At 65.1% G+C, this 23,886-nt stretch carries 34 protein-coding genes; 4 read left to right on the forward strand and 30 right to left on the reverse strand.

The window, feature by feature from the left end; all coding sequences use genetic code 11:
* Position 1 precedes the first annotated feature (1 nt).
* From prpE to LU699_RS03605, 5 genes are all read right to left on the reverse strand, one after another.
* Positions 2-1,903, reverse strand: a complete 1,902-nt coding sequence (gene prpE / locus LU699_RS03585) for a propionate--CoA ligase (RefSeq protein WP_232134484.1) — start codon at positions 1,901-1,903, stop codon at positions 2-4.
* A gap of 148 nt (positions 1,904-2,051) precedes the next feature.
* Positions 2,052-3,038 (reverse strand): malate dehydrogenase, encoded by a 987-nt coding sequence (locus tag LU699_RS03590; protein ID WP_232115877.1) that lies wholly within the window; start codon positions 3,036-3,038, stop codon positions 2,052-2,054.
* 68 nt (positions 3,039-3,106) lie between these two features.
* Positions 3,107-4,306, reverse strand: a complete 1,200-nt coding sequence (locus LU699_RS03595; RefSeq protein ID WP_232134483.1) for an aminotransferase class I/II-fold pyridoxal phosphate-dependent enzyme — start codon at positions 4,304-4,306, stop codon at positions 3,107-3,109.
* Between the two features lie 116 nt (positions 4,307-4,422).
* Positions 4,423-5,205, reverse strand: a complete 783-nt coding sequence (locus LU699_RS03600) for a hypothetical protein (protein ID WP_232148029.1) — start codon at positions 5,203-5,205, stop codon at positions 4,423-4,425.
* 52 nt (positions 5,206-5,257) lie between these two features.
* A complete protein-coding gene (locus LU699_RS03605) occupies positions 5,258-5,752 on the reverse strand; it encodes a peptidylprolyl isomerase (RefSeq protein WP_232134481.1) in 495 nt (164 codons plus the stop codon).
* A 186-nt stretch (positions 5,753-5,938) separates the two neighbouring features.
* Here LU699_RS03605 and typA point away from each other — a divergent pair, with 186 nt between their 5' ends.
* The 4 genes from typA to LU699_RS03625 all read left to right on the forward strand — a co-directional run bounded on the left by typA (position 5,939) and on the right by LU699_RS03625 (position 9,433).
* Positions 5,939-7,768 carry a translational GTPase TypA gene (gene typA, locus LU699_RS03610; RefSeq protein WP_232134480.1) on the forward strand — a complete coding sequence of 610 codons (1,830 nt, stop codon included), beginning with the start codon at positions 5,939-5,941 and terminating at the stop codon, positions 7,766-7,768.
* On the forward strand, positions 7,765-8,349 hold the full coding sequence (locus tag LU699_RS03615) for a 2'-5' RNA ligase family protein (RefSeq protein ID WP_232134479.1): 585 nt from the start codon (positions 7,765-7,767) through the stop codon (positions 8,347-8,349). The genes typA and LU699_RS03615 overlap by 4 nt, the downstream gene beginning before the upstream one ends.
* Positions 8,349-8,807: a DUF2127 domain-containing protein gene (locus LU699_RS03620; RefSeq protein ID WP_232134478.1), complete on the forward strand. Its 459-nt coding sequence runs from the start codon at positions 8,349-8,351 to the stop codon at positions 8,805-8,807. The genes LU699_RS03615 and LU699_RS03620 overlap by 1 nt, the downstream gene beginning before the upstream one ends.
* A gap of 233 nt (positions 8,808-9,040) precedes the next feature.
* The gene (locus LU699_RS03625; RefSeq protein WP_232134477.1) at positions 9,041-9,433 is read left to right on the forward strand and encodes a hypothetical protein; all 393 of its coding nucleotides are present in this window, start codon (positions 9,041-9,043) and stop codon (positions 9,431-9,433) included.
* A gap of 35 nt (positions 9,434-9,468) precedes the next feature.
* On the opposite strand, the gene LU699_RS03630 is transcribed toward LU699_RS03625, so the two are convergent.
* From LU699_RS03630 to rplB, 25 genes are all read right to left on the reverse strand, one after another.
* On the reverse strand, positions 9,469-10,866 hold the full coding sequence (locus LU699_RS03630; protein ID WP_232134476.1) for a class II 3-deoxy-7-phosphoheptulonate synthase: 1,398 nt from the start codon (positions 10,864-10,866) through the stop codon (positions 9,469-9,471).
* 67 nt (positions 10,867-10,933) lie between these two features.
* A complete protein-coding gene (locus LU699_RS03635) occupies positions 10,934-11,434 on the reverse strand; it encodes a disulfide bond formation protein B (RefSeq protein ID WP_232134475.1) in 501 nt (166 codons plus the stop codon).
* A 130-nt stretch (positions 11,435-11,564) separates the two neighbouring features.
* Complete coding sequence (rplQ, locus tag LU699_RS03640; protein ID WP_232134474.1) at positions 11,565-11,945, reverse strand: 50S ribosomal protein L17; 381 nt, start codon at positions 11,943-11,945, stop codon at positions 11,565-11,567.
* Positions 11,946-12,125: 180 nt separating this feature from the next.
* The gene (locus LU699_RS03645; protein ID WP_232134473.1) at positions 12,126-13,124 is read right to left on the reverse strand and encodes a DNA-directed RNA polymerase subunit alpha; all 999 of its coding nucleotides are present in this window, start codon (positions 13,122-13,124) and stop codon (positions 12,126-12,128) included.
* A gap of 55 nt (positions 13,125-13,179) precedes the next feature.
* Positions 13,180-13,815: a 30S ribosomal protein S4 gene (rpsD, locus tag LU699_RS03650; protein WP_159679869.1), complete on the reverse strand. Its 636-nt coding sequence runs from the start codon at positions 13,813-13,815 to the stop codon at positions 13,180-13,182.
* A gap of 14 nt (positions 13,816-13,829) precedes the next feature.
* On the reverse strand, positions 13,830-14,222 hold the full coding sequence (rpsK, locus tag LU699_RS03655; protein WP_232134472.1) for a 30S ribosomal protein S11: 393 nt from the start codon (positions 14,220-14,222) through the stop codon (positions 13,830-13,832).
* A gap of 11 nt (positions 14,223-14,233) precedes the next feature.
* Positions 14,234-14,590 carry a 30S ribosomal protein S13 gene (gene rpsM, locus LU699_RS03660; protein ID WP_232134471.1) on the reverse strand — a complete coding sequence of 119 codons (357 nt, stop codon included), beginning with the start codon at positions 14,588-14,590 and terminating at the stop codon, positions 14,234-14,236.
* A gap of 383 nt (positions 14,591-14,973) precedes the next feature.
* Positions 14,974-16,350 (reverse strand): preprotein translocase subunit SecY, encoded by a 1,377-nt coding sequence (gene secY, locus LU699_RS03665; RefSeq protein ID WP_232580487.1) that lies wholly within the window; start codon positions 16,348-16,350, stop codon positions 14,974-14,976.
* A gap of 5 nt (positions 16,351-16,355) precedes the next feature.
* Positions 16,356-16,790, reverse strand: a complete 435-nt coding sequence (rplO, locus tag LU699_RS03670) for a 50S ribosomal protein L15 (RefSeq protein WP_268738619.1) — start codon at positions 16,788-16,790, stop codon at positions 16,356-16,358.
* A gap of 5 nt (positions 16,791-16,795) precedes the next feature.
* Positions 16,796-16,993: a 50S ribosomal protein L30 gene (gene rpmD / locus LU699_RS03675; protein ID WP_232134469.1), complete on the reverse strand. Its 198-nt coding sequence runs from the start codon at positions 16,991-16,993 to the stop codon at positions 16,796-16,798.
* Positions 16,986-17,525, reverse strand: a complete 540-nt coding sequence (gene rpsE, locus LU699_RS03680; RefSeq protein ID WP_232134468.1) for a 30S ribosomal protein S5 — start codon at positions 17,523-17,525, stop codon at positions 16,986-16,988. Before rpsE ends, rpmD begins: the two co-directional genes overlap by 8 nt.
* A gap of 167 nt (positions 17,526-17,692) precedes the next feature.
* Positions 17,693-18,049, reverse strand: a complete 357-nt coding sequence (gene rplR / locus LU699_RS03685; protein ID WP_232134467.1) for a 50S ribosomal protein L18 — start codon at positions 18,047-18,049, stop codon at positions 17,693-17,695.
* Positions 18,050-18,078: 29 nt separating this feature from the next.
* Positions 18,079-18,606 (reverse strand): 50S ribosomal protein L6, encoded by a 528-nt coding sequence (gene rplF, locus LU699_RS03690; protein WP_232134466.1) that lies wholly within the window; start codon positions 18,604-18,606, stop codon positions 18,079-18,081.
* A gap of 14 nt (positions 18,607-18,620) precedes the next feature.
* Positions 18,621-19,016, reverse strand: a complete 396-nt coding sequence (rpsH, locus tag LU699_RS03695) for a 30S ribosomal protein S8 (RefSeq protein WP_232134465.1) — start codon at positions 19,014-19,016, stop codon at positions 18,621-18,623.
* Between the two features lie 141 nt (positions 19,017-19,157).
* Positions 19,158-19,463, reverse strand: coding sequence for a 30S ribosomal protein S14 (gene rpsN / locus LU699_RS03700; RefSeq protein ID WP_232134464.1), 306 nt, complete (start codon positions 19,461-19,463; stop codon positions 19,158-19,160).
* An 18-nt stretch (positions 19,464-19,481) separates the two neighbouring features.
* Positions 19,482-20,024, reverse strand: a complete 543-nt coding sequence (rplE, locus tag LU699_RS03705; RefSeq protein ID WP_159679889.1) for a 50S ribosomal protein L5 — start codon at positions 20,022-20,024, stop codon at positions 19,482-19,484.
* 10 nt (positions 20,025-20,034) lie between these two features.
* Positions 20,035-20,352 (reverse strand): 50S ribosomal protein L24, encoded by a 318-nt coding sequence (rplX, locus tag LU699_RS03710; protein ID WP_232115895.1) that lies wholly within the window; start codon positions 20,350-20,352, stop codon positions 20,035-20,037.
* 14 nt (positions 20,353-20,366) lie between these two features.
* Complete coding sequence (gene rplN, locus LU699_RS03715; protein ID WP_055246849.1) at positions 20,367-20,735, reverse strand: 50S ribosomal protein L14; 369 nt, start codon at positions 20,733-20,735, stop codon at positions 20,367-20,369.
* 15 nt (positions 20,736-20,750) lie between these two features.
* The gene (rpsQ, locus tag LU699_RS03720; protein ID WP_150928979.1) at positions 20,751-21,011 is read right to left on the reverse strand and encodes a 30S ribosomal protein S17; all 261 of its coding nucleotides are present in this window, start codon (positions 21,009-21,011) and stop codon (positions 20,751-20,753) included.
* 10 nt (positions 21,012-21,021) lie between these two features.
* The gene (gene rpmC, locus LU699_RS03725) at positions 21,022-21,210 is read right to left on the reverse strand and encodes a 50S ribosomal protein L29 (RefSeq protein ID WP_159679895.1); all 189 of its coding nucleotides are present in this window, start codon (positions 21,208-21,210) and stop codon (positions 21,022-21,024) included.
* Complete coding sequence (rplP, locus tag LU699_RS03730) at positions 21,210-21,623, reverse strand: 50S ribosomal protein L16 (protein WP_232115896.1); 414 nt, start codon at positions 21,621-21,623, stop codon at positions 21,210-21,212. Before rplP ends, rpmC begins: the two co-directional genes overlap by 1 nt.
* Before the next feature lie 2 nt (positions 21,624-21,625).
* Positions 21,626-22,366, reverse strand: coding sequence for a 30S ribosomal protein S3 (rpsC, locus tag LU699_RS03735; protein WP_232134463.1), 741 nt, complete (start codon positions 22,364-22,366; stop codon positions 21,626-21,628).
* A 1-nt stretch (position 22,367) separates the two neighbouring features.
* Positions 22,368-22,760, reverse strand: coding sequence for a 50S ribosomal protein L22 (rplV, locus tag LU699_RS03740; RefSeq protein WP_232134462.1), 393 nt, complete (start codon positions 22,758-22,760; stop codon positions 22,368-22,370).
* A 10-nt stretch (positions 22,761-22,770) separates the two neighbouring features.
* Positions 22,771-23,043 carry a 30S ribosomal protein S19 gene (gene rpsS / locus LU699_RS03745; protein ID WP_055246837.1) on the reverse strand — a complete coding sequence of 91 codons (273 nt, stop codon included), beginning with the start codon at positions 23,041-23,043 and terminating at the stop codon, positions 22,771-22,773.
* Between the two features lie 6 nt (positions 23,044-23,049).
* Positions 23,050-23,877, reverse strand: a complete 828-nt coding sequence (rplB, locus tag LU699_RS03750; RefSeq protein WP_232134461.1) for a 50S ribosomal protein L2 — start codon at positions 23,875-23,877, stop codon at positions 23,050-23,052.
* Positions 23,878-23,886 lie beyond the last annotated feature (9 nt).

The following is a 23,886-nucleotide window of genomic DNA, read 5'->3' on the forward strand; positions in this document are numbered from 1 at the left end:
CTCAGCCTGCGTCTGCGCCCCGCGCCAGCACACGGCGCACTTCCTCCAGCGCATTCGGATCATCGAGCGTCGACAGATCGCCCGGATCACGTGATTCAGCGAGCGCCTGCAAGGACCGCCGCAGCAACTTGCCCGAGCGCGTTTTCGGCAGCGCGTTGACCACGTAGACCCGCGCCGGCCGTGCGACGGCGCCGAGTTGATCGGCGACGGTGCGCATCATTTCGCCGGCGGTCGCGTGCTGCGCGTCCGCGTTTGCAGATGCCTGCTTGAGCGTCACGAACACGATCGGCACCTGCCCCTTGAGCTCGTCGGCGACGCCGATCACCGCGGCCTCGGCGACCGCCGGATGGCTCGACACCGATTCCTCGATCTCGCGTGTGCCGAGTCGATGGCCGGCGACGTTGATGACATCGTCGGTGCGACCGAGGATGAAGGTGTAGCCGTCCTCGTCCTGGATCGCCCAGTCCAGCGAGCTGTAGAGCAGTTCGTTGAAGTGCGAGAAGTAGCTCGACAGGAACCGCGCGTCGTCGTTCCACACCGTGGTCATGCAGCCCGGCGGCAGCGGCGGCTGGATCACCAGCACGCCCTTGGTGCCGGGCGGCACGCGTTCGCCGGTGGCTTCGTCGATCACGCGCAGGTCGTAACCCGGCGTCGGCAGGCCCGGCGAACCGAACTTCACCGGCTTGAGTTCGACGCCGGGCATCAGCGCCAGCACCGGCCAGCCGGTTTCGGTCTGCCAGTAGTTGTCGATGATCGTGGTGCCGCCGAGGCCGGTGCTGATCCAGCTCGCGGTGGGTTCGTCGAGCGGCTCGCCGGCGAGGAACAGATATTCGAGTTTCGACAGGTCGTACTGGGTCAGGAACTTCGCATCCTGTTTCTTCAGCACGCGGATCGCGGTCGGCGAGGAGAACATCGTGCGCACGCCGTAGTCGGCGCAGATCTTCCACCAGATGCCGCCGTCCGGACTGAAGGGCAGGCCTTCGTAGAGGATCACCGTCGCGCCTGCGATCAGCGGTCCGTAGACGTTGTACGAATGCCCGACCGCCCAGCCCACGTCGGACGTGGTGAACATCACCTGCCCCGGACGGATGTCGTAGATCGACCACATCGACAGCGCCATCGCCACCGCATAACCGCCGACATCGCGCTGCACGCCCTTGGGTTTGCCGGTGGTGCCCGAGGTGTAGAGCAGGTAGCTGGGTTCGTTGGATTCCAGCCATTCCACCGGCACATCGGTGCCGGCGTGCTGCGCGCGGATGGTCGCGTAATCGACGTCGCGCCCTTCGACGCGCGTATAGCCGGGATCGAGCCCGCGATCGACGATCAGCACGTGCGGCGGCGGTGACTGCGCTTCCGCGCAGGCGGCATCGATCAGCGGTTTGTACGGAATGACCTTGCCGCCGCGACTGCCGGCATCGGCGGCGATCAGCAGCGCGGGCTTCGCATCGTCGATGCGCAGCGCGAGGTTGTGCGCGGCGAAACCGCCGAAGACCACCGAGTGCACCGCGCCGATGCGCGCGCAGGCCAGCATCGCGAACGCGGCCTCGGCCATGTTCGGCATGTAGATGACGACGCGATCACCGCGGCCGACATCCAGCGCCTTGAGTACGGCAGCGAAGTCGTTGACCTCGCGATACAGCTGCGCGTAGGTGATCTCGCGCGTCTCGTTCGTTTCGGTCGAGATCGCGACGAGCGCGAGCTGGTCGCCACGCGCGTCGAGATGCCGGTCGACGGCGTTGAAACACAGATTGGTCTCGCCGCCCACGAACCATTTGCGGAACGGCGGATTCGAATAATCGAGGATCCGATCGGGCGCCTTGTGCCAGTGGATCGCCTGCGCCTGCTCGCCCCAGAACCCGTCGGGGTCCTCGATGGAGCGGCGGTGGAATTCCTCGTAGCCCATGTCGACCCTCCCGGTTGCGAATCCGGCAGGCTAGTCCGCGCACCGGAAAGACGCGTTACGACAATGGTCTACACCGCGCGGAATCCACGCGCGCGCCCACGAAAAAGCCGGGCACAAGGCCCGGCTTTTTCTCGACACTCTACAGGGCTCAGCCCAGCAGATGCGCCACGCCGCTGCGCTCTTCCTCGAGCTCGGCCAGCGTCTTGTCGATGGCCTTCTGGCTGAAGTCGTCGACCTCGATGTCCTTGACCAGCGTGTACTCGCCATTCTCGGTGGTCACCGCGAAGCCGAAGATCACGCCTTCGGGAATGCCGTAGCTGCCGTCGGACGGCACGCCCATCGTCACCCACTTGCCGTTGCTGCCCAGCACCCAGTCGTGGATGTGGTCGATGGCGGCGTTGGCTGCCGATGCGGCCGAGGACAGGCCACGCGCTTCGATGATCGCCGCGCCGCGCTTGCCGACCTGCGGGATGAAGGTGTTGGCGTTCCAGTCGGCATCACCGACCTTGTCCTTCAGGTTCTGGCCGTTCGCGGTCGCGAAGCGGTAGTCCGGATACATGGTCGGGCTGTGGTTGCCCCACACGATCAGGCCCTCGATGTCGCCCACGGCCACGTCGGCCTTGGTCGCCAGCTGGCTCAGCGCGCGGTTGTGGTCGAGGCGCAGCATCGCGGTGAAATTGCGCGGGTTGAGATCCGGCGCCGACTTCATGGCGATGTAGGCATTGGTGTTGGCCGGGTTGCCGACCACCAGCACCTTGACGTCACGCGAGGCGACCTTGTTCAACGCCGCGCCCTGCGCGGTGAAGATCTTGGCGTTCTCGAGCAGCAGATCCTTGCGCTCCATGCCCGGGCCGCGCGGACGCGCGCCGACCAGCAGGGCGATGTCGGCGTCCTTGAACGCGACTTCCGGATCGTCGGTGCCGACGACATCGGCCAGCAGCGGGAACGCGCAATCCTCGAGCTCCATGATCACGCCCTTCAGCGCGGCCTGTGCCTTGTCGATCGGCAGTTCGAGCAGCTGCAGGATCACCGGCTGGTCCTTGCCCAGCATTTCGCCGGAGGCGATCCGGAACAGCAGCGCATAGCCGATCTGGCCGGCAGCGCCGGTCACGGCAACACGGACGGGCTTCTTCATCGTCAATCCTCTCGTTCGTTCAAACGGTCACGTGGGTGGGAAGCATCCGGTCGGCGGGGGCCGGCCGGTCAGGTCAGCTCCGCGAAGAATTCGCGGATGCGGGCCAGCCCGGGCGCGAGCTGCGCTTCGGGACAGGTGTAGCTGATGCGCAACGCGCGCGGCTCGCCGAACGCCGAGCCCGGCACGCAGGCCACGCCCTTGGTTTCGAGCAGCGCATTGCACAGGTCGACGTCGCTGCCGATGCGCAGGTCGCCGTGTGACTTGCCGAACGCGACGCTGATGTCGGGAAACACGTAGAACGCGCCGGCAGGCTTCGGGCAGACCACGCCCGGAATCTCCGCCAGCGCCGCCATCACCACGTCGCGGCGCGCCTGGAATTCGGCGCACTTGGCCGTCGGCACGTCCTGCGGGCCGGACAGCGCGGCGACCGCGGCGGCGGTGACGACTTCCGGCACGTTGGTGATGTGGTTGGAGTTCATCGTCGCGAAGGCTTTTGCGACGTTTTCGGGGCCGGCCAGCAGGCCGACGCGCCAGCCCGGCATGCCATAGGTCTTGGACAGCGAGTCGACGAAGATCGTGCGCTCGCGCAGCTCGGGTCGCGCCTGGACGACGTTGTGGTAGCCGATGCCGTCGAAGACCATCCGGTTGTAGATGTCGTCGGTGATGATCCAGGTGTCCGGATGGCGCACCAGCACGTCGGCCAGCGCGGCGATCTCGTCGCGCGTGTAGACCATGCCGGTCGGGTTCGACGGATTGTTGAACAGGAAGACCTTGGGCTTGCGTGCCAGCGCGGCATCGAGCTGCGCCGGGGTCAGCTTGTAGTCCTGTTCGGGCGGGCACGGCAGCAGCTGGATGTCGGCGCCGACGATCTCGGCGATGTCCAGATACGTCGTCCAGTACGGCGTCGCGAACGCGAAGCCGTCGCCTTCGTCGAGCAGCACTTCGGCCAGCGTGTAGAGGATGTGCTTGGCGCCGATGCCGCTGGCGCAGTGCGCGCGGGTGTAGCCCGGCAGGCCGATGCGATCGAGATGGCCGATGAACGCGTCGAGCAGCGCATCGCTGCCGCGGTTGCTGCCGTACTGTCCGCTGTCGCGCTCAAGCGCCTCGCGCGCGGCCGCATACACATGCGGACCGGGCAGGAAATTCGGCACGCCGATCGAGAAGCTGATGATGTCCCGGCCTTCGGCCTTCAGGCGCTTCGCCTTTTCGGCGACCTGCATGATGGCGCTGGGCTTGGCGCGAGCGGTCCGCGCGGCGAGCTGGGGCATCGGAGGAATCTCTTCTTGAAGCGTCGGGAATGCGGCGGAAGCGCTGATTTTCGGCGGCAGATGGTACCACGCAGCCCTGTGGCGACCGCCGGCGCGACGCGCGGCGAGGCGCGGATTCAGAGGTAATCGAGCACGTCGCCGAGGTCGTAGTTCTCGTCGAAATAGGTCTGCCATTGCGCGTAGGCGTCGCGCAGGCACTCGGGTGTTTTGCAGGCATCGAGCTGCTGGACGACCGCGGCCGCGGTGCGGTCGCCATCGGGATACCGCGCCGACAGTTCGACCAGCTGCGTGCGCAGGCCGCGATCGAGTTCCGCGAACTCGCTCTGGCTGCAGGCCAGCGTCGCCCGCAGGCTGCTGGCCGGCGCATCGCCGCCACACGCGACCGCCTCGGGCAGCACCGCGCTCTGACGGACTTCCAGCACGATCTCCTGCCGGTCGCGATCGGTCAGCCGGCGCACGAAGCCCAGCGTCTCGGTCTGTCCCTGCGCCCAGGTGACGCGCAGGTGGAAGCCCTCGCCGGACGCCGCGTCCTGCACCTTGCGCAGGGTCACCGTTTCGTCGGGGCCGTTCTCACGGGTGATGTGGAAGGCCAGGGTCTGGTTGTCGAGATCGACATCCTCGACCGTGCCTGCGAGCCAGCTGCCGTCGCGCAGGATGCGCAGGCCGCCGACGCTCTGCCACTCGATGGCGTAAATCGTTTCGGCATCGTCGCCGCCGGAGACGCCGGTGCTCCAGATGCCTTCGAGGCTGCGTTCGAGATCTTGCGCCTGCGGCGCCTCCGCGAGATCGGGACCCATGCTGTCGACGTCGGAATCGGGCGAAGAAGGCCCGCAAGCGGACAGCGCGCCGACACCCAGCGCCAACACCAGACCGCACCACCACGTGCTGCTCGAGGCCATTCCATTCCCCCAAAGAAAACAGGCCGGCGAATGGCCGGCCTGTCGGTGTCGCTTAGGCAGCGAGCGTCTTGTTCCACTCGGCGACGCGGTCGGCCTTGGCCGCAAGCACCGCTTCGGTGTCGCCGACGATCTTGATCGACTTGATCGCATCGCCCTGCTTCACCGCGTCGACCACGTCCAGACCTTCGGTGACCTTGCCGAACACGGTGTGCTTGCCGTCCAGCCAGTCGGTCTTGATGTGGGTGATGAAGAACTGGCTGCCGTTGGTGTTCGGGCCCGCGTTCGCCATCGACAGCACGCCACGGTCGTGCTTGACGCCGTTGTTGGTCTCGTCTTCGAACTTGTAGCCGGGGCCGCCACGGCCGGAACCTTCGGGGCAGCCGCCCTGGACCATGAAGTCGGCGATGACGCGATGGAAGCTCAGACCGTCGTAGAAGCCGCGTTGGGCCAGGTTGACGAAATTGGCAACGGTCAGCGGCGCCTTGTCGGCGAACAGCTCGACGTTGATCTGGCCACGGTCGGTGTCGAATACGGCGTTCAGGGACATGAGGAATCCTGTTGGAAGGGAAAAGTCATCGGCATGCCGACGAACCCGCGACATGTGGCTTCCGGCACGCGGTTTCAATACCCGGTTTCAAGCGGTCCGCCATGCGGCAGCGCAACACCGTATAATGCTGGGCTCTTTCACTGACTCTTGTGCGCCCCGGTCTTCGACTCTGGCGCAGCCTTGCCCATGTCCATCGAACGCCTGCGCAATATCGCCATCGTCGCCCACGTCGACCACGGCAAGACCACCCTCGTCGACTGTCTGCTGAAGCAGTCGGGCACCCTCTCCGAGCGCACCGTGCTCGCCGAGCGCGTGATGGACAGCAACGACCAGGAAAAGGAACGTGGCATCACGATCCTCGCCAAGAACACGGCGATCACCTGGAACGGCAACCGCATCAACATTGTCGACACCCCGGGCCACGCCGACTTCGGCGGCGAGGTCGAGCGCGTGCTGTCGATGGTGGACACCGTGCTGATCCTGGTCGACGCGATGGACGGCCCGATGCCGCAGACGCGCTTCGTGACCCAGAAGGCGTTCGCGATGGGCTTCAAGCCGATCGTCGTCGTCAACAAGATCGACCGTCCGGGCGCGCGTCCGGACTGGGTGATCGACCAGGTGTTCGACCTGTTCGACAAGCTCGGCGCGACCAACGAGCAGCTCGACTTCCCGATCGTCTACGCCTCGGCGCTGCACGGTTACGCGAGCCTCGACGACGCCGCGCGCTCGGGCGACATGACCCCGCTGTACGAAGCGATCATGCAGCACGCACCGATGCCGGAAGTGGACCCGGACGGCGCCTTCCAGATGCGCATCAGCCAGCTGGACTACAACAACTTCGTGGGCGTGATCGGCATCGGCCGCATCCAGCGCGGCACCCTGAAGAAGAACATGCCGGTCTCGGTGATCAGCCGTGAAGGCAAGAAGCGCCAGGGCAAGGTCATGCAGGTGCTGGGCTTCCTGGGCCTGGAGCGCATCGAGCAGGATTCCGCCGAGGCCGGTGACATCGTCGCCATCTCCGGTATCCAGGACCTGACCATTTCCGACACCGTCTGCGCGCTGGATACCCCGGAAGCGCTGCCGGCGCTGACCGTCGACGAGCCCACGATCTCGATGACCTTCCAGGTCAACAACTCGCCGTTCGCAGGCAACAAGGATCTGTCCGGCGGCAAGTTCCTGACCAGCCGCCAGCTCAAGGACCGCCTCGAGCGCGAGACCGTGCACAACGTGGCGCTGAAGGTCGAGCAGCTGGAAGACGCGGACAAGTTCCTGGTCTCCGGCCGCGGCGAACTGCATCTGTCGGTGCTGATCGAGAACATGCGCCGCGAAGGCTTCGAGCTGGCCGTGTCGCGCCCGGAAGTCATCATCAAGGAGATCGACGGCCAGCAGATGGAGCCGATCGAGCAGCTGGTGGTCGACGTCGAAGAGCAGCACCAGGGCGGCGTGATGGAGAAGCTCGGCATCCGCAAGGGCCAGCTGAAGAATATGGAGTCGGACGGCAAGGGACGCGTGCGTCTGGACTATGAAATCCCGGCCCGCGGCCTGATCGGCTTCCAGAACGAGTTCAAGACCCTGACCCAGGGTGGCGGCCTGCTGTTCCACGTGTTCGACCGTTACGGCCCGAAGGAAACCGGTGCGATCGCCAAGCGCCTCAACGGCGTGATGATCGCCAATGCGCCGGGCGCCACGCCGGCTTACTCGCTCGGCCCGTTGCAGGAGCGCGGCAAGCTGTTCGCTGCCGAAGGCGACAACGTGTATGAGGGTCAGCTGGTCGGTATCCACTCCAAGGACAACGATCTGACCGTCAACGCGATCAAGACCAAGCCGCTGACCAACATGCGCGCGTCGGGCAAGGACGATGCCATCGCGCTGACCCCGGCGATCAAGTTCTCGCTGGAACAGGCGCTGGACTTCATCGATGACGACGAGCTGGTCGAAGTCACGCCGAAGGAAATCCGCCTGCGCAAGAAGTTCCTGACCGAGAGCGATCGCAAGCGCGCGTCCCGCGCAGCGTGAGCCAGGCGCTGTTCCCGGCGTGGCGGCCCAGTGCCGACGGCCGGGCGGTGCTCGCAACGGTGTTGCACCGTTTGCAGGAGGCGCGTCCATCGGACGCGCCTTCTTTGCAACTGCGGCGCGCCGACCAGTGGCACGTCACGCTCTGTTTCGTGGGTGAGACCGCAGGCCCCGTGGTCGCGCCGGCGCTTCTGGATGCATTCGCCGACGCGGCGACCCGGATTCCGCCACACCGCTTCACCCTCGAACGTCTCGCCTACTGGCGCCACTCCGGCGCAGTCGTCGCGCTGCCGGCGCCCTGCCCCGCACTGCAGGCCCTGTGCGATGCGAGCCATGACGCGGTCCGTCGCGCGGGTATCGCGCCGATGGAGCGGACCACGCGGCCGCATGTCACGCTCGCGTTCCTCGAACGGGGACTGCCGCCGCAGACGTGGCTCGACGCGGTGGACTGCGGCGCCGACAGCCTCGACGTCGATAACTTCGAATTGCTGTTCAATCCCGGTGGCCGCTACGACGCGCTCGGCGCGTGGCCATTGACCGGCGCGGCACTGCCCGCGCCACCCCGACAGGACGCCCTGTTCTGATGACCGACGATCGCACCGACACCCACAAAGGCCTGCGCGCGATCGCGCTGTTCGAGGCCGCCAAGGGCGTCTTCGCCCTGCTCGTCGCCGGTGCACTCGCGGCGATCGGCCCGGACGCGCTGCAGCACGAACTCGAGCACGTGCTCGCGCGTTTCGGTGTCGACGCAGAACGCAGCGGCACCGCGATGCTCGATGCGATCACCCCGGAACGGCTGCACATCGCCATCGGCGTCGCCATGATCTATGCCGTGATGCGCCTGTTCGAAGGCTGGGGTCTGTGGGGCCATCGCGCGTGGGCGTCATGGCTGGGCGTGATCGGCGCGGCCGCGTATTTGCCGTTCGAGATCTACGCGCTGTGGCAGCACCCGGACTGGATGACCTGGGGTGTTTTCCTGCTCAACCTGATGATCGTGCTGGTGCTCGCGCGCGATCTGCGCCGACGGCGCGGCGCGGTCTGAGCCGAGGGTTGCAAGCGCGCGTCACCGCCAAGCTCGTCGTACGACATCCGTCGCGCGTGGCGTGTCCTGCCCATGGTCCTTTCCAGCCTGAAGACGCGCCGCCCGGCATTGGCGCTCGGCTTTGTACTGCTCACGAACGCGCCGGACGCGCGCGGACGATCGTCTGATCGAACCGACGTTCGCCGCCGTCCAGACGCTGGCCGCGGCCTGCTTCGCCCGATCCGCACGCGTCGATGCCTGCGGCGCGCTTCCAGCACCTGTCGGCACGAACGCGTAGTGCTTACGCCGCCTGGGAGGCACGCAATGACGGCGTGATCCAGCTCGCGCTGCGCTGGATGACCCGCTTGAAAGACCTGCTGGACGCGCACGGCGTCGCAAGAAGCCGACGCGAATTCGTCGAGGGCCGGAACGCCATGATCATCGACGAAGCACACGCGTTCCGCGACCGGTACGTCCCCGACGGCATTGCCGATGCCGCCACGTGCACCGCAGCGGCGGCCCGCATCGACGCGCGCGCTCTGGATCTCGACGCGCGCACCGAATCCGGACGTGTCCTGACGTCGCAGGAGGCGACCGTGACCGCTGCAATGCCCGCAGCCGCGGCGGCGGAAGTGCCCGACGACTGAACTGCACGCACTGCCGCTACAGGCGGCCGGCGGCGTTACTGGCGCGACAGCCCGCTGACCTGCACCTGCTTGCGCACGATCAGCATCGCCGTCTCCAGCGCCTGCTCGTAATTCAGACGCGGATCGACCTGGCTCTTGTAGGCGCGCTCTAGATCGGTCTCGGTCAGCGCCCGTGCGCCGCCCATGCACTCGGTGACGTCTTCGCCGGTGAGTTCCAGATGCACACCGCCCAGGCGCGTGCCGGCCGCGGCGTGCAGGTCGAACGCCTGCTCGATCTCGCTGCGGATGTTGTCGAAACGGCGCGTCTTGTAGCCGTTGCTGGTCGACTCGGTATTGCCGTGCATCGGATCGCAGATCCACAGCACGCGACGGCCGGAGCGACGCACCGCCTCGAGCAAGGCCGGCAGACGCTCGGCGATCTGCGTCGCGCCCATGCGGTGGATCAGGCTCAGGCGGCCGGGTTCGTCGTCGGGATTGAGCACGTCGATCAGGCGCAGCAACTCGTCAGGCGTCGACGTCGGGCCGACCTTGACGCCGATCGGATTGCGCAGACCGCGGAAGTACTCCACGTGCGCGCCGTCGAGCGCCGCGGTGCGCACACCGATCCACGGGAAATGCGTGCTGAGGTTGAACCAGCCCCACTGGCGCGGCACCTGACGCGTGTTCGCTTCTTCGTACGGCAGCAGCAGCGCTTCGTGCGAAGTGTAGAAGTCGACGCGGTTGAGGTTGTGCACCTGCGTGCCGGCCAACGTCTCCATGAAACGCACGGCGTCGCCGAGGCCCGAGACCATGCGCTGGTACTCCTCGGCCAGCGGCGATTCGCCCACCCACTCCAGGCCCCAGTACTCGGGGTGGTGCAGATCGGCAAAACCACCGTCGATCAGCGAGCGCACGAAGTTCATCGTCATCGCCGAACGCGCATGCGCGCGCACCATGCGACGCGGATCCGGAATGCGTGCCTCGGGCGTGAACGCCGGCGCGTTGACCACGTCGCCGCGGTAGCACGGCAGGGTCACGCCATCACGCGTCTCGGTGTCGGCCGAACGCGGCTTCGCGTACTGGCCAGCAAAACGGCCGACGCGCACGACCGGCAGGCGCATGCCGTGCACGAGCACCAGGCTCATCTGCAGCAGCACCTTGAGCCGGTTGGAGATGACGTCGGACGTGCAGTCGCCGAAGTTCTCGGCGCAGTCGCCACCCTGCAGCAGGAAGCGGCGGCCTTCCTGGGCCTCGGCCAGCTGCTGCTTGAGGCTCAGGATTTCCCACGACGTCACCAGCGGCGGCAGCGCACGCAACTCTTCCTGCACGGCCGCCAGGGCGGCTTGATCGGGATAGGTCGGCAGCTGTTTGGCCGGGCGCGTGCGCCAGCTCTCCGGCTGCCAGTCTTCGGGCAGGTTCACGGGATGCAGACTGCGCTCGTTGGACGACGACATGGGGTGTTCCTCTCGCGGGCGGCCATCATCGCAGTTTGCTGCCCTGCGTCAAAACGCAGGCAACCGCTCAGCGGCGTGTGCGCAGACCGGCGAAGAGCGCGACTGCGGCCAGCAGCAGGAACCACACCAGGCTCCAAGCGGGCATCGACAGGCCGAGGAAGGTCCAGTCGACGGTGCCGCAGTCGCCGGAGCCGGTCAGCACCTTCTGGATCAGCGTCGGCGTGTCCATCGTTTCACGCATGAAGGCGAACGGTGCGCCGCAGGTCGCGAAGCCCGACGGATGCATCTGCAGCCACACATGACGTCCGGCGATGCCGATGCCGACCGCGGCCGCTGCGAAGCCGAGCAGCCCATAGGCTGTGCGGCCACCGCGCCCGCGCGGCGCGTGGATGCCCGCGATCAACAGCACAACGCCGAGCGCCGCAAAGGCCAGGCGCTGGAAGATGCACAGCGGACACGGCTCGAGACCCCACTGCAGCTGCGAATAGATCGCGAAACCGATCAGGGCGAAACAGGCGACGGCGCCGACGAACATCAGCGTGCGGAACGACCAGCGGACAGGATTCATGGGCAGACCGTCGATAGGGTGTCGCGATTATCGTCCCGCGCCGCGCAAACAAAAACCCCGGCAGATGCCGGGGCTTCGTTCCATCGATGACGGGAACCTGCGCACGTGGCGCAGGTCGTCACGATCGGGATTACTCGGCTTCGACCGACGCCTGCGGGCGGTCGACCAGCTCGACGTACGCCATCGGCGCGTTGTCGCCGGCGCGGAAGCCGCACTTGAGGATGCGCAGGTAGCCGCCCGGACGCGCGCTGTAGCGCGGGCCGACGGTGGTGAACAGCGTGCCGACGGCTTCCTTGTCGCGCAGACGCGCGAAAGCGAGACGACGGTTGGCGACGCTGTCGATCTTGCCGAGGGTGATCAGCGGCTCTGCGACGCGACGCAGTTCCTTGGCCTTCGGCAGGGTCGTCTTGATGAGTTCGCTCTTGATCAGCGAAGCGGCCATGTTGCGGAACATCGCTTCACGATGGGCGCTGGTGCGGTTGAACTTGCGACCGGCTTTCTGGTGGCGCATGGGATGGATCCTTCAGATGGGAATGGTAGGTCTGTGTGAGGCTTTGGCGCCATCCTGGCGTTGGAACTTGGACTGCGGATGGTCCGGAACCGGTCGTCCTTCACCGGCAATCGTGGCGGGCCTTGAGGCCTGTCTCACGACGGTCGAAAGGCGTGCCCGTGGGCACGCCTTCCGGGTCTATCAGCCGAGCATGCCGTGAGCGGACACGCCGGTCGGCGGCCAGTTCTCGAGCTTCATGCCCAGTGCCAGGCCGCGCTGCGCCAGGACTTCCTTGATCTCGGTCAACGACTTCTTGCCGAGGTTCGGGGTCTTGAGCAGTTCGACTTCGGTCTTCTGGATCAGGTCGCCGATGTAATAGATGCTCTCGGCCTTGAGGCAGTTGGCCGAACGCACCGTCAGCTCCAGATCGTCGATCGGACGCAGCAGGATCGGGTCGACGCCCGGTGCCTGCGGCTTCGCCGCGCCGCGATCGCGGTGCGTGAAGTCGCCGAACACCGACAGCTGATCGGTGAGGATGTCGGCGGCGGTGCGCACGGCTTCCTCGGCATCGATCGTGCCGTTGGTTTCGATGTCGAGCACCAGCTTGTCGAGGTCGGTGCGCTGTTCGACGCGCGCCGCTTCGACTTCATAGGCCACGCGACGGACCGGCGAGAACGACGCGTCCAGCATCAGGCGACCGATGGCGCGGGTCTCCTCGTCCGGACGACGACGTGCGGACGCCGGCTGGTAGCCGAAACCGCGCTCGATCTTCAGACGCATGTTGATCGACGCGTCCTTGGTCAGATGGCAGATGATGTGCTCGCCGTTGAGGATCTCGACGTTGTGGTCGGTCTTGATATCGGCGGCCGTCACGACGCCCGCGCCCGTCTTCGACAGCGACAGCGTCGAGCTCTCGCCGGTGCCCATGCGGATGGCGACGTCCTTGAGGTTCAGCAGGACTTCCAGCACGTCTTCCTGCAGGCCCTCGATGGTGCTGTACTCGTGCAGCACGCCGTCGATCTCGACTTCGGTAATCGCGAAGCCCGGAATCGACGACAGGAGCACGCGACGCAGGGCATTGCCCAGCGTGTGCCCATACCCACGCTCCAGCGGCTCGATCACGACCTTCGCGCGGTTGCCCGCGAGACGTTCGATCTGAGGGCCGCGGGGACGCAGGACCTGGTTGGCGGTAGCCGTCATGTGTGTGTGTCTCCTGAGGACCGCCGCGCTTACGACGCGGCGGTACCTGGTTGAATTACTTCGAGTACAGCTCGACGATCAGCGCTTCGTTGATGTCTGCCGGCAGATCTGCGCGATCCGGGACGGACTTGAACACACCACTGAACGCCTTGGAGTCGACTTCGACCCACGACGGGGACAGATCCATCGTCGACCACACGGTGAGCGCTTCCTGCACGCGAAGCTGCTTCTGTGCCTTCTCCGACAGTGCGATCGCGTCGCCTGCCTTGACCTGGTACGACGGCAGATTCACCGACTGGCCATTGACCGTGACACCACGGTGCGACACCAGCTGGCGCGCGGCCGGCCGGGTCACCGCGAAGCCCATGCGGTAGATGACATTGTCGAGGCGGGTCTCGAGGAGCTGCAGCAGGTTTTCACCCGTGTTGCCCTTCTTGTTCGACGCCTTCTTGTAGTAGTTGCGGAACTGACGCTCGAGAAGACCGTAGATACGCTTGACCTTCTGCTTCTCGCGAAGCTGGGTGGCGTAATCCGAGAGCTTGCTGCGACGCGCGCCGGTACCGGCACCGTGCTGGCCGGGCTTCTGCTCCAGCTTGCACTTCGAGTCGAGCGCACGGGTCGGGCTCTTGAGGGACAGGTCGGCGCCTTCACGGCGCGCGAGCTTACAGGTAGGACCGATGTAACGAGCCATTTCTTATCGCTCCTTTAGACGCGACGCTTCTTCGGCGGGCGGCATCCGTTGTGCGGGATGGGCGTCACGTCGATGATGTTGATGATCTTGTAGCCCACGTTGTTCAGCGAGCGCACGGCCGACTCACGACCCGGACCCGGGCCCTTGATGCGGACTTCAAGCGACTTGACGCCGTAATCGAGAGCGACCTTGCCGGCCTTCTCTGCGGCGACCTGGGCTGCGAACGGGGTCGACTTGCGCGAGCCGCGGAAACCCGCACCTCCCGAGGTCGCCCACGAGAGCGCGTTGCCCTGGCGGTCGGTGATCGTGATGATCGTGTTGTTGAACGAAGCGTGGACGTGCGCGATGCCGTCGGTGACGACGCGCTTGATCTTCTTCTTGGTCTTGGTAGCTGCGGGCTTGGCCATGGCTTAACTCCTTACTTCCTGATGGCCTTGCGCGGACCCTTGCGGGTGCGTGCATTGGTCCGGGTGCGCTGACCACGCAGCGGGAGACCACGACGGTGACGCAGGCCGCGGTAGCACGACAGGTCCATCAGACGCTTGATGGCCATGCCGACTTCGCGACGCAGGTCGCCCTCGACCACGTACTTGCCGACTTCCGAGCGCAGACGCTCGACTTCCGGTTCGGACAGATCGCGGATCTTGGTGGTCGAGGTCACGCCTGCAGCCTCGCAGACCTTCTTCGAACGGGTACGGCCAATGCCGAAAATGCTTTGAAGCCCAACCCAGACATGCTTCTGGGCAGGCAGGTTCACACCTGCAATACGCGCCATGCGCGGATCTCCAACTGGTTTGCTGCCAGGGGTTCAATCCCGGCAAAAGGGAACAAGAAATAATAGCAGGGCCTCGTGGTTTCAGGAAGCCCACGGCGCCAAGGCGCCAGTGAACCCGGCATGGGGAGCGTGCCCATGCTCCGGCGACAGTCCAGGACCGGCAGCTTTCGGGGAACTCCCCTCGCCTGCCCCGCGCGCTACTCTGGCGTGCGGATCTTCCTGGACCACTCGCACACGAGACCGCCGCGCGAGTCGCCCATCTGAAGTCCGGCGCGTACGTCCGGACTTCGTGCATCGCCCTGTCGGGCGGTGCGATGCGACATGGGGAGTACCCATATCGCGAGAACTGTGCCGGACGACCGTCAAGGCCGTCCGGCGGAACATCAACGGCCCGTGAGGCCGCCGCCGCTGCGCGAACCCTTGAGGTTCGCCTTCTTCAGCAGGCTTTCGTACTGGTGCGACATCAGGTGCGACTGGACCTGCGCGATGAAGTCCATGATCACCACCACCACGATCAGCAGCGAGGTGCCGCCGAAGTGGAAGGAGCTGCCGAACTCGGCGCGCATGAACTCAGGCAACAGACAGACCAGCACCAGGTACGCCGCGCCGACTGCCGTGAGGCGGGTCAGCACACCGTCGATGTATTCGGCGGTCGCCTTGCCCGGACGGATGCCCGGAATCAGCGCGCCCGACTTCTTCAGATTGTCGGCCGTTTCCTGGCTGTTGAACACCAGCGCGGTGTAGAAGAACGCGAAGCCCGCGATCAGCGCACCGAACAGCAACACGTACAGCGGCTCGCCTGGCGAGATCGCCTGCGCGACGCGCTGCAGCGTCTGCTGCCAACCGCTCGACGAGGTCGCTTCACCGAACCACGTGGTCACCGTTGCCGGGAACATGATGATCGAGGACGCGAAGATCGCCGGAATCACGCCTGCCATGTTGAGCTTGAGCGGCAGGAACGAGCTCTGGTTCATGTACGCGTTGCGACCACCCTGACGACGTGCGTAGTTGACCGTGATCCGACGCTGGCCACGCTCGACGAACACCACGAAGAACACCGCCGCCAGCACCACGATCACCAGCAGGATCGCTGCGATCGGGCTCATGTCACCGCTGCGCAGCGAATCGAACGTGCCCAGCACAGCGCCCGGAAGACCCGCCACGATGCCGGCGAAGATGATCAGCGACACACCGTTGCCGATGCCGCGCTCGGTCACCTGCTCGCCCAGCCACACCAGAAACATGGTGCCGGCGGTGAGCGCGATGATAGCGGTGACCACGAAGCCCATACCCGGCGAGTAGACGACCGGAATACCGTTGTTGGCACCCGAGCTCTGCAGCGCGACCGCGATACCCGCCGACTGGAAGATCGCCAGCGGAATCGCACCGATGCGCGACCACTGGGTGATCCTGCGCCGGCCCGATTCGCCTTCCTTCTGGATGGCCTTCAGGCTGGGCACCACCTGCACCAGCAGCTGCATCACGATGGACGCTGAGATGTACGGAATCACGTTCAGTGCGAACAGGCTGAAACGCGACAGCGCACCACCCGAGAACATGTTGAACATGTCCACGATGGTGCCCTGCTGCTGTTCCATCAGCTGCAGCATGGCCTCGGGATTGACGCCCGGCACCGGGATGAAGCACCCGATGCGATAGACGACGAGAGCACCGAGCACGAACAGCAGGCGCTGGCGGAGCTCGGTGAATTTACCGAGCCCGGCGCCGACCCCACCCATTGCGCTGCCGCTACGCGACATCCGGCTTACTCCTCGACCTTGCCGCCAGCGGCTTCGATCGCCGCGCGGGCACCGGCCGTGGCGAGCACGCCCTTGAGCACGAGCTTCTTGCTGATCTCGCCCTTGAGGACGATCTTCGCGCGCTTGGCAGTGCTGGGCACCAGCTTGGCGGCACGCAGCGCGGCGAAGTCGACGTCACCATCGAGCTTGTCGAGCTGATAGAGCATCACTTCGGCCACGTCGAGCTTCAGCTTGGAGCGGAAGCCGACCTTCGGCAGACGCTTGCGCAGCGGCATCTGGCCGCCTTCGAAGCCGGCCTTGATCTTGCCCTTGCCCGAGCGCGCGAACGAACCCTTGTGGCCGCGGCCGGCAGTCTTGCCCAGGCCCGAACCGATACCGCGACCGACGCGCGTGCGCTCGGTGCGGGCGCCCTGTGCGGGCTTGAGAGAATTGAGCTTCATTTCGATTATTCCTCGACCTGGACCAGGTAATGGACCTTGTTGATCAGGCCACGAACCTGCGGGCTGTCCTTCAGTTCACGCACGTCGTTGAGCTTGCCCAGACCGAGTGCTTTCACCGAAAGGCGGTGCTTGGCCTGCGAACCGCGCAGACCCTTGACCAGGCGCACCTTGACGGTGCCGCCGGTGGATTCGTTCTTAGCCATTGATCAGATCCTCCACCTTCTTGCCACGCTTGGCAGCGATCTGCGCCGGCGAGTGCATTTCGTTGAGGCCGCGGATCGTGGCGCGCACGAGGTTGATCGGGTTACGCGAACCCACCGCCTTCGCGAGCACGTCCTTGACGCCGACGGCTTCGAGCACGGCGCGCATCGCGCCACCGGCGATCACGCCGGTACCTTCCGACGCGGGCTGCATGAACACGTTTGCTGCGCCGTGGCGCGACTTGACCGTGTGCCACAGGGTGCTGCCGTTGAGATCGACGGCCTTCTGGTTCTTGCGGGCCTGCTCCATCGACTTCTGGATCGCGACCGGCACTTCGCGCGCCTTGCCGTAACCGAAACCGACCTTGCCGTTGCCGTCGCCGACGACCGTCAGCGCGGTGAACGTGAACTGACGACCGCCCTTGACGGTCTTGCTGACACGGTTGACCGTGATCAGCTTCTCGATCATGCCGTCGTCGAGTTCCTCACGGTCGCGATTGCGATCGCGGCCGCGGTTTTCCCTTTCGTTTGCCATCTGGATTGCCTGTATTGGTAGAAGGATGTACGGCTGATGCCGCTTGGAGTTGGGAAGTGATTCGGTGAAACGCGGACGCGGCACATAAGGCCGCGGGCGTCCGGCACATCCCGTGCCGGCAGGTCAGGCGACGCCGGGCACGAAGCCCGGCGCCGACAGCGTTCGAATCAGAACTGCAGACCACCCTCGCGGGCAGCGTCGGCGAGTGCCTTGATACGACCGTGGTAGCGGTAACCCGAGCGGTCGAATGCGACCTTCTCGATACCCGCGGCCTTGGCCTTCTCTGCAATCGCACGACCCACCGCGGTTGCGGCGTCGGCGTTCTTGCCGTTCTTCAGGCCGCCCTTGACGTCGGACTGCGTGGTGTTGGCCGCAGCCAGCACCTTGGAACCATCCGAATTGAACAGCTGGGCGTAGATGTGCTGGCCGGTGCGCAGCACCGACAGGCGCGGCACGCCGAGGACACGGATGTGCGAACGCGTGGTCTTGGCGCGGCGCAGGCGGGCGTTGTTCTTGATGCTCATGATCTTGATCCCCGGAAAGCGGATGGGCCTTAGGCCTTCTTGGCTTCCTTGCGAATGATGGTCTCGTCGGAGTACTTCACGCCCTTGCCCTTGTACGGCTCCGGCGGACGGAATCCGCGGATCTTGGCGGCGACCTGACCGACGAGCTGCTTGTCTGCACCCTGGACCAGGATCTCGGTCTGGGTCGGCGTGGTCAGCGTGATGCCTTCCGGCGCCTGGAACACGACGGGATGCGAGAAACCGAGCGAGAGGTTCAGGTCCTTGCCCTGGACCGCTGCGCGGTAACCGACGCCGACCAGCTCTAGCTTGCGCTCGAAGCCCTGCGACACGCCGTGCACCATGTTCGCGACGATCGCGCGCAGGGTACCGGTGAGCGGGATCTGCGACGGATCATTGGCCGAAAGCAGCGCATTGCCGTCTTCGATGGTGATCTCGATATCCGACGGCTTGATGAGCGACAGGGTGCCCTTCGGGCCCTTCACGCTGACCAGCTCGGGCTGGATGTTGAGCTCGACACCCTTCGGAAGGGCGATCGGCTTCTTGGCAACTCGGGACATTGTGCGTTACTCCCTTAAGCCACGAAGCACAGGACTTCACCGCCGACACCGTGCTGGCGTGCCTTCGCGTCGGTCATGATGCCCTTGGACGTGGAAATGATGGACACGCCCAGGCCGTTGAGGACCTTCGGCAGCGCGTCCTTGCCGCGGTACTGGCGCAGACCCGAGCGCGAGAAACGCTTCAGGGTCTCGATGACCGGACGGCCTTCGTAATACTTGAGAACGATCTCGAGTTCGGCCTTGGCGCCATTCTCGGTCACGCGGAAGTCGCTGATGTAACCCTCGTCCTTCAGGACGGTGGCGATTGCGACTTTGATCTTGGACGACGGCATCGACGCCGTCTGCTTGCCAACAGCGGCCGCATTGCGAATGCGGACCAGCATGTCGGCGATGGGATCAGTCATGCTCATGATGATTACCTTCTGAGTGCACCGATATCCGCTTGCGCGAACACTAGTTTTTGACCCGCACGGAACTCGGGCGGGGTACAGCGTGAGGGCCGGTATTCTACAGGTCTGGCGCGCGAACGCCAGACCTGCAGTGCGACGCTCTTACCAGCTGGCCTTGCGCAGGCCAGGCACGTCGCCGCGCATGGTGGCTTCGCGCAGCTTGTTGCGGCCGAGGCCGAACTTGCTGTAGACGGCACGCGGGCGGCCGGACAGCGCGCAACGCGTGGTCTGGCGGGCCGGCGACGAATCGCGCGGAAGCTTCTGCAGCTTGTTGACTGCGTCGGCCTTTTCTTCGTAACCCGCGGTCGGGCTGCTGATGATCTTCTTCAGCGCCTCACGCTTTTCGGCGTGCTGCTTGGCCAGCTTCTTGCGCTTGACCTCGCGGTTGATCATGGACGTCTTTGCCATAAGTGCTCTGCCTTCGGATCAGTTGCGGAACGGGAAGCGGAAGGCTTCCAGCAGGGCCTTGGCTTCTTCGTTGGTACGGGCGGTCGTGGTGATGGCGATGTCCATACCGCGGATCGCGTCGACGGCGTCGAAGTCGATTTCCGGGAAGATGATCTGTTCCTTCACGCCCATGTTGTAGTTGCCGCGACCATCGAACGAACGGCCGGACACACCACGGAAGTCGCGGACGCGCGGCAGCGCGACGTTGACCAGGCGATCGAAGAACTCGTACATGCCATTGCGACGTAGCGTGACCTTGCAGCCGATCGGCCAGCCGTCGCGGATCTTGAACGAGGCCACCGACACGCGCGACTTGGTCACCAGCGGCTTCTGGCCGCTGATCTTGGCCATGTCGGCGGTCGCGTTTTCCAGCACCTTCTTGTTCGCGGCAGCTTCGCCCACGCCCATATTGATGGTGATCTTGCTCAGGCGCGGGACCTGCATGATGTTGGCGTAACCGAACTGCTCCATGAGCTTCGGTACCACCTCATCCTTGTAGAACTGTTCCAGACGGGTCGTCATTTCTGCATCCTCAGGCGTCGAGCGCCTCACCGCTCGAGCGGAACACGCGCAGCGTGCGTCCATCCTCGAGTGTCTTGGTTCCAATGCGCTCGCCCTTGCCGGTGGCAGGGTTGAACGGCATCACGTTCGAAGCATGGATCGGCGCTTCGCGCTCGACCACACCACCGGCCTGACCCGCCTGCGGGTTCGGCTTGGTGTGGCGCTTGACGATGTTGATGTTCGAGACGACGACCTTCTCGCCGACCACGCGCACCACGTCACCACGCTTGCCCTTGTCTTTGCCGGCGATCACGATCACGTGGTCGCCCTTCTTGATTCGATTAGCCATTTTCGTTTCTCCGCTCAGAGCACTTCAGGCGCGAGCGAGACGATCTTCATGAACTTCTCGGAACGCAGTTCACGGGTCACGGGCCCGAAGATGCGGGTGCCGATCGGCTCCTGCTTGTTGTTGAGCAACACGGCGGCATTGCCGTCGAAGCGGATCAACGAACCGTCGGCACGACGCACACCCTTGCGGGTACGCACCACGACGGCGTCATAGACCTCGCCCTTCTTGACCTTGCCACGCGGAATCGCTTCCTTGATGGACACCTTGATGATGTCGCCGATGCCGGCGTAACGGCGCTTCGAGCCGCCCAGCACCTTGATGCACATCACTTCCTTGGCACCGCTGTTGTCCGCCACATCGAGGTGGCTCTGCATCTGGATCATGGTATGCCCTCCTCGTTATTCGGCGGCGCGCGTGACGATTTCCGCCACCCGCCAGTTCTTGGTCTTGGACATCGGTGCAATCTCGACGACCTTCACGAGGTCGCCTTCCTGACACGCGTTCTCGGCATCGTGGGCATGGAGCTTGGTCGAACGCTTGATGTACTTGCCGTACAGGGCGTGCTTGACCTGACGCTCCACCAGCACGGTGACGGTCTTGTCCATCTTGTTGCTGACCACGCGGCCCTGGACCGTACGCTGCTTCTTTTCGGTATTCATGGTCGGGTCCTTACTTCTTCTGACCGATCAGGGTGTTCACGCGCGCAATCTCGCGGCGCACCCGACGGGTGTCATGCGTCTTGGTCAGCTGGCCAGTGGCCTTCTGCATGCGGAGCGAGAAACGCTCCTTGTGCAGCTCGAGGAGATGCGACTGCAAATCCTCGACCGACTTCTCGCGGAGTTCCTTCGTCGTAGCCATCAGCGCACCGTCCGGGTCACGAATTGGGTGGTGACCGACAGCTTCGCGGCGGCCAGGCGGAACGCTTCACGCGCCACCTCCTCCTCGACACCCTCGATCTCGAAGATCATGCGGCCGGGCTGGATCTGCGCGACCCAGTACTCGACGCTGCCCTTGCCGGAGCCCATTCGGACTTCGATCGGCTTCTTGGTGATCGGCTTGTCCGGGAACACGCGGATCCACATCTTGCCGCCGCGCTTGACGTGGCGGCTGATGGAACGACGACCGGCTTCGATCTGACGTGCGGTCAGCTGGCCGGTTGCGGTGGACCGCAGACCGAATTCGCCGAAGCTGACTGCGTTGCCGCTCCATGCCAGGCCGTCGTTACGGCCCTTGTGCATCTTGCGGTATTTGGTTCGCTTGGGTTGCAACATGATTAGTCCCTCGCCTCGCGCTCGCGACGCGGACCCCGACGATCGCGGTCATTGCGATCACCACGGTCTCCGCCACGCGGCGTGTCGTCCTGCTTCTCCTGGCCCACCTGGCTGAAATCGAAGATTTCGCCCTTGTAGATCCAGGTCTTGATGCCGATGATCCCGTAGGTCGTCTTGGCTTCGGCGAAGCCGTAGTCGACGTCGGCGCGGAGGGTGTGCAACGGCACGCGACCTTCGCGGTACCACTCCGAACGTGCGATCTCGGCGCCGTTGAGGCGGCCGGCGACGTTGACCTTGATGCCCAGTGCGCCGAGGCGCATCGCGTTACCGACAGCGCGCTTCATCGCGCGGCGGAACATGATGCGACGCTCGAGCTGCTGCGCGATCGACTCGGCCACCAGCTGCGCGTCGAGTTCCGGCTTGCGGACCTCGGTCACATTGATGTGCGCCGGAACGCCCATCATGTCGCTGACGTCCTTGCGCAGCTTCTCGATGTCCTCGCCGCGCTTGCCGATCACCACGCCCGGACGGGCGGTGTGGATCGTCACGCGCGCCGTCTTTGCCGGACGCTCGATCAGGATCTTGCTGATGCCGGCCGAAGCGAGACGCTTGCGCAGCATCTCGCGGACCTTCAGGTCGGCGACGAGGTAGTCGGCGTATTCCTTCTTGCCGGCATACCACTTGGAATTCCAGTCCTTGGCGATGCCGAGGCGGATGCCGATGGGATGAACTTTGTGACCCATATTACTTGCCCTCTCCCACGACGACGGTGATGTGGCTGGTGCGCTTGAGGATGCGAGTACCGCGTCCCTTTGCGCGCGCCATGAAGCGCTTCAGCGTCGGACCTTCGTCGACCGTGATGGTGGCGATCGTGAGTTCGTCGACGTCCGCGCCAGCGTTGTTCTCGGCGTTGGCGATGGCCGACTCGACGACCTTCTTGATCATGTGAGCGGCTTTCTTGTCCGAGAACTTCAGCAGGCCGACGGCGCGTTCGACCGGCAGACCACGGACCTGGTCAGCGACCAGACGTGCCTTCTGCGGCGAAATGCGCGCGGTGCGAAGGATCGCGGTGCGCTTGTTGACCTCGGTGCGAGCGCGCTTCTGCTCTTCGAGGCGGGCTTTCGTTGCCTTGTCCATTGTGCGCTCCTTACCTGCCCGACTTCTTGTCGCCGCCGTGACCCTTGAAGGTCCGCGTCAACGCGAATTCGCCGAGCTTGTGGCCAACCATGTTCTCGTTGACCAGCACCGGGACGTGGTTCTTGCCGTTATGGATAGCGATGGTGAAACCGATCATGTCCGGCAGAACCATCGAGCGACGCGACCAGGTCTTGATCGGCTTCTTGGTGTTGGTGCCCGCGGCTTCCACCTTCTTGACGAGGTGGTGGTCGACGAACGGACCCTTCTTGAGTGAACGTGCCATGGTCTATCAGCTCCTGCGATCGCGCACGATGAACTGCTGCGTCCGCTTGTTATGGCGGGTCTTGTAGCCCTTGGTCGGAACGCCCCAGGGAGTAACCGGGTGCGGGTTGCCCTGACCGGCCTTCGCTTCACCACCGCCGTGCGGATGGTCGACCGGGTTCATGGCCGCGCCGCGGACGGTCGGCTTGACGCCGCGCCAGCGCTTCGCACCGGCCTTGCCCAGCTTCTCGAGGCTGTGCTCGTCGTTGCTGACCTCGCCGATCGTGGCGCGGCACTCGGACGGCACGCGACGCACTTCGCCCGAACGCAGACGCACGGTGGCGTAGACGCCTTCGCGCGAGACCAGCTGCACGCCGGCACCGGCGGCGCGCGCGATCTGCGCACCCTTGCCCGGCTTCATCTCGATGCAGTGGATCGTCGAACCGACCGGGATGTTGCGCAGCGGCAGCGTGTTACCCGTCTTGATCGGGGCATCCGAACCGGAGATCACCTGGTCGCCGGCCTTCAGGCCCTTCGGCGCGACGATGTAACGGCGCTCGCCGTCGACATAGCACAGCAGCGCGATGTGGGCGGTACGGTTCGGGTCATATTCGATGCGCTCGACGCGCGCCGGAATGCCTTCCTTGTCCCGCTTGAAATCGACGATGCGGTAGTGCTGCTTGTGGCCACCACCGATGTGACGGGTGGTGATGCGGCCGTGGTGGTTGCGACCACCGGTGTTGGTCTTCTTCTCGACCAGCGCAGCGTGCGGAGCACCCTTGTGCAGATCGGGGTGCACGACGCGGACCGCGGAACGGCGGCCGGGCGAAGTGGGCTTGAACTTCATCAATGGCATCGGGGCTTC

Source organism: Luteimonas fraxinea (assembly GCF_021233355.1).
GTDB classification, from domain to species: Bacteria; Pseudomonadota; Gammaproteobacteria; order Xanthomonadales; family Xanthomonadaceae; genus Luteimonas; species Luteimonas fraxinea.

Excerpts from the sequence above, each read along its gene's own strand:
- prpE (WP_232134484.1), bottom strand. The coding sequence starts at position 1,903 with ATGGGCTACGAGGAATTCCACCGCCGCTCCATCGAGGACCCCGACGGG.
- LU699_RS03590 (WP_232115877.1), bottom strand. The coding sequence starts at position 3,038 with ATGAAGAAGCCCGTCCGTGTTGCCGTGACCGGCGCTGCCGGCCAGATC.
- LU699_RS03595 (WP_232134483.1), bottom strand. The coding sequence starts at position 4,306 with ATGCCCCAGCTCGCCGCGCGGACCGCTCGCGCCAAGCCCAGCGCCATC.
- LU699_RS03600 (WP_232148029.1), bottom strand. The coding sequence starts at position 5,205 with ATGGCCTCGAGCAGCACGTGGTGGTGCGGTCTGGTGTTGGCGCTGGGT.
- LU699_RS03605 (WP_232134481.1), bottom strand. The coding sequence starts at position 5,752 with ATGTCCCTGAACGCCGTATTCGACACCGACCGTGGCCAGATCAACGTC.
- typA (WP_232134480.1), top strand. The coding sequence starts at position 5,939 with ATGTCCATCGAACGCCTGCGCAATATCGCCATCGTCGCCCACGTCGAC.
- LU699_RS03620 (WP_232134478.1), top strand. The coding sequence starts at position 8,349 with ATGACCGACGATCGCACCGACACCCACAAAGGCCTGCGCGCGATCGCG.
- LU699_RS03625 (WP_232134477.1), top strand. The coding sequence starts at position 9,041 with ATGCCTGCGGCGCGCTTCCAGCACCTGTCGGCACGAACGCGTAGTGCT.
- LU699_RS03630 (WP_232134476.1), bottom strand. The coding sequence starts at position 10,866 with ATGTCGTCGTCCAACGAGCGCAGTCTGCATCCCGTGAACCTGCCCGAA.
- LU699_RS03635 (WP_232134475.1), bottom strand. The coding sequence starts at position 11,434 with ATGAATCCTGTCCGCTGGTCGTTCCGCACGCTGATGTTCGTCGGCGCC.
- rplQ (WP_232134474.1), bottom strand. The coding sequence starts at position 11,945 with ATGCGCCACCAGAAAGCCGGTCGCAAGTTCAACCGCACCAGCGCCCAT.
- LU699_RS03645 (WP_232134473.1), bottom strand. The coding sequence starts at position 13,124 with ATGACGGCTACCGCCAACCAGGTCCTGCGTCCCCGCGGCCCTCAGATC.
- rpsD (WP_159679869.1), bottom strand. The coding sequence starts at position 13,815 with ATGGCTCGTTACATCGGTCCTACCTGTAAGCTCGCGCGCCGTGAAGGC.
- rpsK (WP_232134472.1), bottom strand. The coding sequence starts at position 14,222 with ATGGCCAAGCCCGCAGCTACCAAGACCAAGAAGAAGATCAAGCGCGTC.
- rpsM (WP_232134471.1), bottom strand. The coding sequence starts at position 14,590 with ATGGCGCGTATTGCAGGTGTGAACCTGCCTGCCCAGAAGCATGTCTGG.
- secY (WP_232580487.1), bottom strand. The coding sequence starts at position 16,350 with ATGTCGCGTAGCGGCAGCGCAATGGGTGGGGTCGGCGCCGGGCTCGGT.
- rplO (WP_268738619.1), bottom strand. The coding sequence starts at position 16,790 with ATGAAGCTCAATTCTCTCAAGCCCGCACAGGGCGCCCGCACCGAGCGC.
- rpmD (WP_232134469.1), bottom strand. The coding sequence starts at position 16,993 with ATGGCTAAGAACGAATCCACCGGCGGCACCGTCAAGGTGCGCCTGGTC.
- rpsE (WP_232134468.1), bottom strand. The coding sequence starts at position 17,525 with ATGGCAAACGAAAGGGAAAACCGCGGCCGCGATCGCAATCGCGACCGT.
- rplR (WP_232134467.1), bottom strand. The coding sequence starts at position 18,049 with ATGAGCATCAAGAACAACGCCCGCCTGCGCCGCGCCAAGACCACGCGT.
- rplF (WP_232134466.1), bottom strand. The coding sequence starts at position 18,606 with ATGTCCCGAGTTGCCAAGAAGCCGATCGCCCTTCCGAAGGGTGTCGAG.
- rpsH (WP_232134465.1), bottom strand. The coding sequence starts at position 19,016 with ATGAGCATGACTGATCCCATCGCCGACATGCTGGTCCGCATTCGCAAT.
- rpsN (WP_232134464.1), bottom strand. The coding sequence starts at position 19,463 with ATGGCAAAGACGTCCATGATCAACCGCGAGGTCAAGCGCAAGAAGCTG.
- rplE (WP_159679889.1), bottom strand. The coding sequence starts at position 20,024 with ATGACGACCCGTCTGGAACAGTTCTACAAGGATGAGGTGGTACCGAAG.
- rplX (WP_232115895.1), bottom strand. The coding sequence starts at position 20,352 with ATGGCTAATCGAATCAAGAAGGGCGACCACGTGATCGTGATCGCCGGC.
- rplN (WP_055246849.1), bottom strand. The coding sequence starts at position 20,735 with ATGATCCAGATGCAGAGCCACCTCGATGTGGCGGACAACAGCGGTGCC.
- rpsQ (WP_150928979.1), bottom strand. The coding sequence starts at position 21,011 with ATGAATACCGAAAAGAAGCAGCGTACGGTCCAGGGCCGCGTGGTCAGC.
- rpmC (WP_159679895.1), bottom strand. The coding sequence starts at position 21,210 with ATGGCTACGACGAAGGAACTCCGCGAGAAGTCGGTCGAGGATTTGCAG.
- rplP (WP_232115896.1), bottom strand. The coding sequence starts at position 21,623 with ATGTTGCAACCCAAGCGAACCAAATACCGCAAGATGCACAAGGGCCGT.
- rpsC (WP_232134463.1), bottom strand. The coding sequence starts at position 22,366 with ATGGGTCACAAAGTTCATCCCATCGGCATCCGCCTCGGCATCGCCAAG.
- rplV (WP_232134462.1), bottom strand. The coding sequence starts at position 22,760 with ATGGACAAGGCAACGAAAGCCCGCCTCGAAGAGCAGAAGCGCGCTCGC.
- rpsS (WP_055246837.1), bottom strand. The coding sequence starts at position 23,043 with ATGGCACGTTCACTCAAGAAGGGTCCGTTCGTCGACCACCACCTCGTC.
- rplB (WP_232134461.1), bottom strand. The coding sequence starts at position 23,877 with ATGCCATTGATGAAGTTCAAGCCCACTTCGCCCGGCCGCCGTTCCGCG.